6 protein-coding genes are annotated in these 8,421 nt (G+C 55.5%); 2 read left to right on the top strand and 4 right to left on the bottom strand.

Features of this window, described 5'->3' with window-relative positions; translation table 11 throughout:
* Positions 1-65: 65 nt before the first annotated feature.
* Together AC0QHF_RS02265 and AC0QHF_RS02260 are read right to left on the bottom strand one after the other, a co-directional pair.
* Complete coding sequence (locus tag AC0QHF_RS02265) at positions 66-242, bottom strand: dihydrofolate reductase family protein (RefSeq protein WP_324702558.1); 177 nt, start codon at positions 240-242, stop codon at positions 66-68.
* Positions 243-268: 26 nt separating this feature from the next.
* Positions 269-3,886: a bifunctional diguanylate cyclase/phosphodiesterase gene (locus tag AC0QHF_RS02260; RefSeq protein ID WP_324702557.1), complete on the bottom strand. Its 3,618-nt coding sequence runs from the start codon at positions 3,884-3,886 to the stop codon at positions 269-271.
* Positions 3,887-4,242: 356 nt separating this feature from the next.
* Between AC0QHF_RS02260 and AC0QHF_RS02255 the strand changes: the two genes are divergently transcribed.
* Positions 4,243-5,619 carry a trypsin-like serine protease gene (locus tag AC0QHF_RS02255; RefSeq protein WP_324702556.1) on the top strand — a complete coding sequence of 459 codons (1,377 nt, stop codon included), beginning with the start codon at positions 4,243-4,245 and terminating at the stop codon, positions 5,617-5,619.
* A 50-nt stretch (positions 5,620-5,669) separates the two neighbouring features.
* Positions 5,670-6,332, top strand: a complete 663-nt coding sequence (locus tag AC0QHF_RS02250) for a class I SAM-dependent methyltransferase (protein WP_324702555.1) — start codon at positions 5,670-5,672, stop codon at positions 6,330-6,332.
* A gap of 606 nt (positions 6,333-6,938) precedes the next feature.
* Here the strand turns inward: AC0QHF_RS02250 and AC0QHF_RS02245 are convergent.
* Together AC0QHF_RS02245 and AC0QHF_RS02240 are read right to left on the bottom strand one after the other, a co-directional pair.
* Complete coding sequence (locus AC0QHF_RS02245; RefSeq protein WP_324702554.1) at positions 6,939-7,493, bottom strand: PEP-CTERM sorting domain-containing protein; 555 nt, start codon at positions 7,491-7,493, stop codon at positions 6,939-6,941.
* A 505-nt stretch (positions 7,494-7,998) separates the two neighbouring features.
* Positions 7,999-8,196: an RNA-binding S4 domain-containing protein gene (locus AC0QHF_RS02240; protein WP_324702553.1), complete on the bottom strand. Its 198-nt coding sequence runs from the start codon at positions 8,194-8,196 to the stop codon at positions 7,999-8,001.
* Between the last annotated feature and the right edge of the window lie 225 nt (positions 8,197-8,421).

Raw genomic sequence — 8,421 nt, 5'->3', positions numbered from 1 at the left:
ATGAGGCAAAATTCCCAACGGAGCATCGGGCATCTTGCCTGTGGATTCAGATCCGATCGCCTCATTTAAGATGAAACTCTCCAGTAGGTTTTGCGCCCCATCAAAACGGTGTCAACTGTGGCATAAAACTCTCCATAGCCGTAGTCCAGATCGGTGTCCGTGAGGAGCCAGTCGATCGCGCCAGATTTTCGGGCGATGTATCCGTCCAGACTCGACGCAATAAATAATCGGATTTTTCTCATTGTTCGGAATTTCGGCAACATCGGGGTCAAATCTGGGACTGTAAATAGGATTGAAACTGGCTGCCGGGGAGGGGTTTGCTGAACAGGTAGCCCTGGCCGTAATCGCAACCTTCCTGGCGGAGAAAATGCAATTGTTCCTCCGTTTCGATACCTTCTGCCACCACCGACAACCCCAATCCGTGCCCCATCGAAATCATGGTTTTCACCAGAGCGATCGCCTCCTCGTCGTGGGGGAGATCGGCAATGAACGACTTGTCAATTTTCAACACGCTGAATGGGAACCGTTTGAGATAGTTGAGGGAAGAATAACCCGTGCCGAAATCGTCGATCGCCAGCCGAATATTCATCTCCCCCAGACTGCGGATCAACTCCCGCACGCCGGGCACTTCTTCCACCAGCGATCGCTCCGTAATTTCCAACTCCAAACAGTCCGTATCGATGCCGCTTTTGGCGATCGCGTCAGCGATCGTATCGAGCAGAGCCGGCGTCCGAAATTGTCGGGGGGACAAATTCACCGCCACCCACAACTTTTCCGAGCCGGACCGATGCCAAGCCGCCACCTCCTGGCAGGCCGTCAATAAAATCCACTCTCCCAACTCTACGATCAAACGGGTGTCTTCGGCGATCGGGATAAACCGGTCGGGTTGCACCTGTCCGAGTTCCGGACTGTACCACCGCATCAAGGCTTCGGCCCCCACAATGCGCGAAGACGCCAGATGGACGAAAGGTTGATAAACCACAGACAACTCCCCTCGACTCAACGCATGGCGGAGGTGATTTTCCAAAGATACCCGGTTTTTGGTGATGTCGTTCATCGTTTGCGTAAAGAAAGCAAAAGCATTGCGTCCCTCCTGCTTCGCCGCATACATGGCGGTGTCCGCATTTCGCATCAAAGTATTGGTATCTTTGCCGTCGTCGGGATAGCTGGCGATGCCGATACTCGCCGAAATAAACGCCTCCTCACCGCACAGGTCGAAAGATTTTCCCAACACCTCCAACACCTTGTTGGCGACATATTCCGCCTGCAAGGGACGGTCTAAATTGGGGAGGATGATCAAAAATTCGTCCCCGCCGAGGCGCCCGACGGTGTCGCTTTTGCGGAGACATTTCATCAGGCGGTCCGCCGTTTCTTGCAGGAGGTAATCTCCCAGGTCGTGGCCGAGGGTGTCGTTGATTTTTTTGAAATGGTCGAGGTCCACGAACATGAGGGCGACGTGCTTGCGATCGCGGTCCGCCTGTATCATCGCCTGTCTAAGCCGATCTAAAACCAAAACTCGGTTGGGCAAGTCGGTGAGGGCGTCGTAGTTGGCCTGGTGGGCGAGAATTTCCTCATTTTGCTTTTGTTTGGTGATATCTTCTTTGACCGCGACGTAGTGGGTGATCGCCCCTTCGTCGTTCCGCAGGGGGGAAATCGAAGCGTGTTCCCAGAACAATTCCCCATTTTTTTTCTGGTTGTGAAACTCTCCGGACCACTGTTGCCCGGAACTGATCGTCCTCCACAGCATTTGGTATTCTTTGTCCGTGGTGTAGCCGGATTTGAGGAGGCGGGGATTTTGGCCGAGCACTTCCGCGGCCGAATACCCGGTGACTTCTTCAAATTTGGGGTTGACGTATTCGATGTTGCCCTCCGAGTCGGTGATCACGATCGACACCGGACTCTGATCGCAGGCCCGGGAAAAGACGGTCAATTGGTCTTGAGTTTGTTTGAGGTCAGTGATGTCCGTCAGGGATGCCAGGTAAGCCGTCTCGCCGTCCCAAGGAACTTCGACCACCCGCATCCTGGCAACTTTATGTTTGCCGTCGGGCCTGAAAATTTCCAACTCCGTCGATTCGCGGGTCGTCAGGGGAATCCCGACCAATTCCCCCTGCAAATCCGCGGCCCGACGGCCGAACAGGTCTTCGGCCGCCCGGTTGAGGAACAGGGCCCGCCCGTCGCGATCGACCACCACCAAACCGCTGGGACTGGTGGCGATCAGGGTGCGGAGGCGGGATTCGCTCTCCCGCAGGGCGATTTCCGCCTGTTTGCGGGCGGTGACATCGATCAGGGATGCCATCGCGTACATGGGCGTCCCGTCCTCGTCGGCGACGATGTTGGCCGTCAGTTGAGCGTGGAATTGGGTGCCGTCCCGGCGTCGGGCCGCCATTTCCCCCATCCACTGTTGGCGGCGGTGGAGGACGCGGCAGATTGCGATCGCCTGGTTTCGATCTCCCCAAAAGGTCGAGATCGGCCGGCCTAAGACATCCTCGATGGTTTCGTACCCCCACATCCGCAGGAAGGATTCGTTGGCGTAGAGCAGACGGCCGCCGAGGTCCGACAGGACGATGGCACTGACGGCGGAGGCGATCGCAAATTCTTCGAGTTTGACGGAGGGGGCAGCCGATTTCGGGTCGGCCAGGGGGCGGACGACGGCGGTGATGTGGTCGATGTTGCCGTTGCCATCACGGACGGGGTGAGATTCCTGGTTGACCCAACGGACTGAGCCGTCCGGTTTGACGATGCGATAGTTGAGACGGTAATTCTGCTGGGAATTGAGGGATTGGACGTGGGTTTCTACCACGAATTTTAGATCCCCGGGGTGGATCTGATTGAGGAACCGTTCAAAACCGGGCTGGTATTCCCCGGAGTTTTGACCCAACAGACGGCAAAATTCCTCGGACCAAATCATGGTTCCGGTCCCCAGATCCAAAGACCAACTGCCCGTCCGGGTCAGGGATTGCACTTCCTGCCAATGTTGCCGATCACGGTCGAGATGTCGAGCTTCTCGTTTCTGGGTACTGATGTCTTCGCAGACGGCGATCGCGCCCGGGCTGGGGGTTTGCATCCCCTCGATCCGGTACAATTTCAGCGAAAACCACCGCTCGACCCCTTCGATTTCGACGCCGACCTCATCCACCATTTCCCCCCAGTCCTGTCGCGTCAATTGCCGCGATCGCTCCTGCAACCAGGGGATCTCCCAAATTCCGATATTTTCTTTCCGGGGGGCGCGGCGGTAGAAACTGACGAAGACCTGCCGGGCACTCCCATTCAAAAAGACGACGTTGTGATCTCGGTCGAAGATGACGATGGGAAGTTTGATGCCGTTTAAAAAATACGCTCCGAAGTCCGTTGTTTCGACGTTCATTTTTGGATCGATAGGCCCGTGAATGTAGTCGCGGACGATCGATTGATATTGCAATTTCTTTTCTCGGTCGAACACCTGGCGATCGAGGGCATCGAAAAAATTGGCGACCACCTCGCGAAATAGCCCTTGCTGTTCGAGGCCAAATTCCCCCAACTCGATCAAGTTAAAATAGCATTGACGATATTCCCGGAGACGATCCAGGATCTCGACGGCGGTGACGCCGGCTTCCGCGTCCTCCGAGGCGACGATCGCGCCGAGCCCCCCGTGGGCTTTCAGCCGCGCCCCCACATCCGACTCCAACCCATCTGTCGCCAGATTGACGCTGGTTTCAATCAACAAAAGGGACAGTCGGGCGATCGACCCCTTGACGGACAGCAGGTGGTTCAAAATTGACTGCCCTCCCGTCCGCCCGGGTGACGGTCGAATTTGCATCACCATCCAATCTTGGTGGGTGACGATCAGTCGATGTAGGGGGTCCAAAGAACCGACCGCCAGATGGGGTTGAGTTTTGGGAGTCGTCATAACTTCATCATTCCCGCGACTTTTAAGGGGTTGAAATACCAGTCAAACTTAACAATTCTTCATGACTTTGCGATCCGTCAGATTGACTCTTTAATGGGAATCGAAACGACCGATTTTTATGACTCTCGAACCGATAACTGGCGATCCCCGCCGACTCCGAGACAGTACGGATGGGGTCTGCCCGCCAAATATTTGCCCAAAAATCCCGTCATTCGACTTCTCATCTCGTCTCTATCTTATCCTAGTCCATCAACTCTGTTAGTTTTCGGCGGCGACCCTTTCAAGGGGGGGTTTGATTGCCACCTTCAACCTCGGAAAATGGAAATTAATGGTTTCACAATTCTTAATATTTGAGGATGCAAAAATTCTTAACAAAAACTCGCGATCGCCGATCGCGAATCGTCAGTTCCGCCACCCCCGCCGACGCCGGCGATCGCCTCGTCGCCACCGGTCTGGGCTTTGACGGCGTGGTGGGTCACGGCAAAAATGGGGCGATCGACTGCACCGGCAGCCTCCTCGGCACCGGACGCCACATCCTCACCGTCGCCCACTGTTTCGACCCCGGGGACGACCCCGGCGATTATCAAGTCCAATTCGACGTTCCCACGAGCCGGGAAGCGATCGCGGTCCAAAATATCTTCCTCCACCCGGGCTGGACGGCCGACTTCGACAACAACCGCGACATCGCCATTCTAGAATTGGCCCGCACCGCCCCCGAAGCCGCCGACCGCTACGACCTCTATCGGGACTTCGACGAGGTGGGCCGAACCTTTGAAAAAGTCGGCTACGGCGTGGGCGGCAACGGATTCGACGGGGAAGACTTCGGCGGTCCGACGGGCATCCGCCGGGGCGGCAAAAATCGCTACGATGCCCCCGGCGAAATTTTCAACGACGACCCCGGCAGCAACATCATCCCCGGCAGCCAACTCGCCTACGACTTCGACAGCGGTTCCCCCGCCAACGACGCCTTCGGGGTGGAATACAGCCTCCCCGATTTGGGATTGGGCCCGGAAGAAATCGCCCCGGGCGGCGGCGACTCCGGTTCCCCAGCCTTCATCGATGGCAAGGTGGCGGGGTTGACCTCCTTCGGCCAGAGTCCCCTCACCGCCGGGGTGGACGTCACCGATCGCAACGACACCAGCTTCGGCGAGTTTTTCAGCGACACCCGGGTTTCCGTCTACGTCCCCTGGATCGAAGAGACGATCGCATTGTCCAACGGCGGCGACGACCGCATCTTCGGAAATTGGCAAAATAATCTCCTCAACGGCAACGGCGGAAATGACGCGATCGCCGGGTTGGCGGGAGATGACACCCTGTTCGGCGGGCGGGGCGACGACACGATTTCGGGCAATGCCGGGGCCGATTCCCTCTCCGGGGACGGCGGCGGCGACACCTTATTTGGGGGCGCGGGAAATGATACCCTGACGGGGGGCGAAGGGGCGGATCTCCTCAGCGGCGACTTGGGTCGAGATCTCCTGTTCGGCGGCGACGGGGACGATCGCTTCATCCTCTCGACCGCCGACCATATCGCCGATCCCCGACAGGCCGATATCGTCGCCGATTTCGCCCCCGGCGACCGCGTCGAAATCCACGGGACGCCCCGCGATCGCCTCCTCCTCGAACCCTTCACCCTCGACGGAACCGCCGGAACCCTGCTCCGAGATCCCGCCCAAAACGCCATTTTGGGATTTGTCGCCGGACCGGCGGAACCCGAACTTGTTTACATTTCTTAATATTTTCTAAACTGGAGGGAGCAATCCATAAATACATCGAGTCATTATCCATGCTCTTACAAAGCAACCAACGATCAAAACTCGACGAAACCGAAGATACCCTGTTTTACGCCTATCCCCGGTTCGTCACCCACGTCGATGAGGGATTCATCGACCAACTCACCCAACTCTACCGCGATCGCATCCCCCCCGGAAGCCGGGTTCTGGATCTGATGAGTAGCTGGGTGTCCCACCTCCCCGACGACGTGGAATTCGCCCACGTCGAGGGACACGGGATGAACGGGGATGAACTCGCCCGCAACCGCCAACTCAACCATTATTTTATCCAGGATCTCAATAAAGACCCGAAACTGCCCCTGGGCGATCGCGAATTCGACACCGTGTCGATCTGCGTTTCGGTCCAGTATTTGCAGTATCCCGAGGCGGTTTTCCACGAAATGCACCGCGTCCTCAAGCCCGGGGGGGTCGCGATCGTCAGTTTTTCCAACCGGATGTTCTTCCAAAAAGCGATCGCCGCCTGGCGGGAAGCGACCGAAGCCAAACGGGTGAAACTGGTGGAAGGCTACTTCAACTCCGTCCGCAGCGGCGAACTACCGGGCTTCAGCGTCCCCGAGGCGATCGTCCGCCCCTCGATCACTCCCCCCGTCCTGCAAATGCTCGGACTCGGCGGGGGCGACCCCTTCTATGCCGTCATCGCTCACCGGCAGCTCTGAGGCCGTTTCCTCGACCGGGATTTCCTCCACCGTCAGGGTCAGAAACACCATTTTTTCCGTGGTATTCTGGCCCCAAAATTTTTCGATGGGGTCGCCGTCTTTCGGTACGATATCCAACGCTTTTCCCGCCGTACAGGTGTAGGTTTGGCTCCTGTACCCGCAGGGAATCGCCACGTCCCCCGGCTTGACCATCTTGACTCTTAGGTGAGTTGCCGGGGGGTCCAGGGTGACGGTCTGTTTGGCGACGTTCGGCGAGATGTTGAGGGGATAGGTTTTGACGGTTTCGGGGAGTTCTGCAGCCCGGACGGGAGTCGCCGCGATCGCCCAAATCAGTAGCAGGGCGGTTAGAATTATCCTCAATGTCATTGGCATCAATTTAAAGGTTCCGCGATCGCCCTACTGTAGCAAAACGATCCGACCGGGACAACTTCCCAAATACAAAGCAGCCCTCGGGGGGCTGCTTTGTTCCATCTGTCTCATCATCGTTATCGGTGATTCGGTATGACATTACGAGAGTCGGTTCAGATATCGCTGAACTTCCAAAGCCGTGATAGGTTAGAATTCAAGTCGGAATCAAGGAGAATCTATCCCGAGTTCTTCATCATTCTAGTTTTTGCGATCCATCACTTTCTTGCCGACCAACATTCCGCCCACTGCGAGCAATCCGAACACGGTCGCCGGTTCCGGGACGTTTTGAGAGGGGTCGGGAGTCCCTTGGTCGAACACGTACAGCGTCGCGTGAGACAGATCCTTGCCGTTGGCGGTACTCCAGTTCAATGCCGTACCGACATCAACCCCCTCGAACAGATAAGCGTCAAAGCCATTGCCAGCTTTCAGGACAAATGCAAAGGTAGAATTGGCGAGGCTGCTATCCTTGAATGTGAGCGTACCGACCCCTTCATTGAGCTGCTCGATCTCGAAGTAACTATTTGAGCCACTTCTACTGTCAACTTTGTAATCATCCAGACTGTAACCCTCGATTACCTCTTGCCCGAACAGGCTTTCGATCGCATCAACGTCGTCATTTCCAGATACGCTCGTTTGGGACCAGACCGCCAAATCCGAAAATACGTTGTCGGCTAGTGCGGCGGTCGCGGACATCGCTGCCAAACCGGCAGCCAAAACTGTGGATGCAACGATACTCGAAAATTTAATGTTCATCTCTGCTCTCCAAAATTGTTGAGTTGATCGCGTCAGATGCGCCGTTCCCATTCCTCCACCTGTTAACTATCGTACCGGATTTAAATTGAGATGGATACAGTATTTTCACGGATTTACAATATCTTTTAAGGATTGTAATGAGTTTGTAAAAATCATGTAAAATTGGCGAAAATTTAGGGAAAACAGCCGAGAATTTATTTTGAATTGTTTACAACGGATTTGCCTTCAAAAAACTTTGCAAATATTACCCCCAAATTTGAAGTTTTGTAATGTCGAAGGTTCGCCACCCATTCGCGAATCAATTGCTCCGTCAATCTACTGAAAATTTAAATGATTTTGAGGCTGCGAGTATCAATTTTGGATCGCGATCGCGATTTTCCTAGATGAATTTACGGATGATAATTAAACGTATCGTGTCCGTCTGCGAGAATTTGCCGGGAGCGGGGGGCGATCGCGATCGCCCCCGAGAGTTCCTCGCCGCAGACAGTCAAACAAAAGCCGATGGCTAGAGAACCACTTCGACCGTTTGTCCGTCGAACGTGACGCGATCGCCGGCCACCAACTTCCGCCCCCGGCGAGTCTCGATCTCCCCATTCACGGCCACATAGCCGGACTGAATGAAGATCTTCGCCTGTCCCCCGGTCGCCGCCAAACCGGAATGTTTTAAAAATTGGTCGAGCTTGATTTTTTGCCCCTCTTTCATGGAAATTACTCCTTATAGCCCTGGGTGTAGTGGATCGTTTCGGCTCAAACTGTGCTTGATTCGTAGGGTGGGTTAGGCGGCTTAAACCTATGCTGTGAAAGCCATCTAGAAATCCGCCGTAACCCACCGTTTAAGGTGTGTAAATCCAGCATTAAAAAGGAAATGGTGGGTTACGGCGCGAATGAAAAGTTGTCGGTTTTTCAGAAAAATTACTGTCGCGCCTAA

It is taken from the genome of Lyngbya sp. CCY1209, assembly GCF_055795065.1.
This window is presented reverse-complemented; position numbering and strand designations above follow the sequence as displayed.